Origin of the sequence: Streptomyces lothianensis, from assembly GCF_047779955.1 — a bacterium.
Taxonomy (GTDB): Bacteria; Actinomycetota; Actinomycetes; order Streptomycetales; family Streptomycetaceae; genus Streptomyces.
Window position 1 is genome coordinate 1 of the sequence record NZ_JBLMKT010000105.1, and the last position, 2586, is coordinate 2586.

At 73.0% G+C, this 2586-nt stretch carries 1 protein-coding gene; it reads right to left on the minus strand.

The genetic code is table 11. The features are described from left to right. Window positions 1–2586: type I polyketide synthase (locus tag ACLF6P_RS29765; RefSeq protein ID WP_415954528.1), on the minus strand; the 2586-nt coding region annotated here is incomplete at both ends.

Here is a 2586-nt window from a genome sequence, read left to right on the forward strand (position 1 = left end):
TGCCGTCGGCGGCGTCGGCGAAGGCTTTGACGCGGCCGTCGGTGGCGAGTCCGCCTTGGCGGGAGAACTCGATGAACGCGCCGGGGGTGGACATGACGGTGACGCCGCCGGCGAGTGCCATGTCGCATTCGCCGTTGTGCAGGGCCTGGACGGCGAGGTGCAGGGCGACCAGGGAGGAGGAGCAGGCGGTGTCGACGGTGACGGCCGGGCCCTCGAGTCCGAACGTGTAGGACAACCGACCCGACACCACACTCGCCGCATTGCTGGTCATCGACAGGCTGTCGGCGTCGGTGACACCCAGCAGGAGGGTGGCGTAGTCCTGGCCGTTGGTGCCGGTGAAGACGCCCGTGCGGGTGCCGCGTACCGATGCCGGATCGATGCCGGACCGCTCGAACGCCTCCCACGACGTCTCCAGGAGCAGCCGCTGCTGCGGATCCATGCCCATGGCCTCGCGCGGCGAGATCCCGAACAGGGCGGGGTCGAAGTACCCGGCCTCGTAGAGGAATCCGCCCTGGTCGACGTACGAGGTGTCGGGTGCCGAGCGCGTCGGGTCGTACAGCCGCTCCAGGTCCCAGCCACGGTCCACCGGGAAGCCGGAGACCGCGTCCTTGCCCGCCGCGAGCAGCTCCCACAGCTGCTCGGGGGTGTTCACCCCGCCGGGGAAGCGGCAACTCATGCCGACCACCGCGATGAGGTCGTCGTCGGTGCCGCGGTGCGTCGAGGACGTCGTCGACAGCCCCGTGTCCGGGCCGGCACCGATACCGACACCGATTCCGGCACCGTCGTCGGCGCCGATGAGCTCGGTACGGAGATGGCGCGCGAGGGCCTCGGGCGACGGGTGGTCGTAGGCGAGGGTCGCGGGCAGCGACAGGCCGGTGACGGCCTTGAGACGGTTGCGCAGTTCGACCACGGCAAGCGAGTCGAACCCGAACTCCTGGAAGGCGCGCGTGGGCTGCACCGCCTCGGCACCGGAGTGGCCGAGGACGGCGGCGGCTTCCGTACGCACCAGCTTGAGGAGGAGGTGGTGCTGCTCGTGGGGCGACAGGCCGCGCAGCCGCCCGAGGAACTCCGAGCTGTTGTCGTCCTTGTCCTGCCGCGCCCGCTCGACCGCCTCGTTCAGAGCCCTGACCTCGGGGATCTCGGAGATCAGGGGCTGGGGGCGGACGGCGGTGAAGCGAGGGGTGAACCGTTCCCAGTCGACGTCCGCCACGGTCAGGCAGGCGGCGTCGGAGGCGGCGGCGCGTTCGAGGGCCGACAGCGCGAGATCGGGGTCCATGAGCGGCAGTCCGCGCTTGCGCATCAGCTCGCCGGCCTCGCCGTCGGCCATGCCGCCACCGCCCCAGGCACCCCAGGCGAGGGACGTGGCGGCCAGGCCACGGGAGCGGCGCCGCTCGGCGAGGGCGTCGAGGACGGCGTTGGCGGCAGCGTAGGCGCCCTGGCCCGCACTGCCCCACACGCCCGCGCTGGAGGAGAAGAGGATGAAGGCGTCAAGCGGCTGTTCGTCGTCGAAATACTCGTCCAGGAGGACCGCGCCACGCACCTTGGCGTCCTGGACGGCCTCGAGTTCCCGGGCCTCCAGGTCGACGACCGCGCAGGTCGGGCCGATGCCCGCTGTATGTACGACAGCGGTGATCGTCTCGCCGTCCGCGCGCAGTCCGTCGAGCAGTCGGTGCAAGGCGTCGCGGTCGGCGACATCGCAGGCCGCGATCGTCACTCGTACGCCGGTGGCGGTCAGTTCGGTGTGGAGGTCCGCCGCACCGGGCGCGTCCAGGCCACGTCGGCTGGTGAGGACGAGATGCTCGGCGCCGCTGTCCGCGAGGCGGCGGGCGACGCGGCTGCCGAGGGCGCCCGTGCCGCCGGTGACGACGACGGTGCCGCGGGGCGTCCACGCCGGGGACGGCGTGGCGGGTGCGGCGCCTGATGCAGTGCCAGGCGCGGCGCCTGGTGTGGTGCCGGGTGTGGTGCCGGGTGCGGCGGACGGTATGCGGGCGAGTCGGCGGACGTACGCACCGGAACCGCGCACGGCCACCTGGTCCTCGTCGCCGCCTGCGGCGAACACCGCGCACAGGCGTGCGGCGGCCCGGCCGTCGAACTCCTCCGGCAGGTCGACAAGACCGCCCCAACGATGCGGCAGTTCGAGCCCGGCGACCCGGCCGAGCCCCCACACGGCGGCCTGCTCCGGGCCCGTGACCCGGTCCGCGCCCCCGATGGAGACCGCGCCCCGGGTCACACACCACAGCGGCGCCGCAACGTCCGCGTCACCGAGCGCCTGGACGAGGACGACCGTTTTGTGCAGGCCGAGGAGGGAGACGACACCGGTCACGGGCTCTTCGCTCGTCGCCTTGGCAAGCGCTGCGGCGAGCTCCGGACGCTCGGGACGCTCGGCAACGGCGATACGGGCCACCTCGGCGCCATGCTCGACCAGGGCGGCGGCGACGGCGTCCGCCTGCGGGCCGTCGGCTGCCGGGCCGTCGGGGGCCGCGAGCAGCCAGCGGCCGGTGAGGGTGACCGGGTTGGTGGTTGTGGTGTGCAGGGGCTTCCAGGTGGCGTGGTAGCGCCAGTTGTCGATGGTGGACTGCCGGCGCC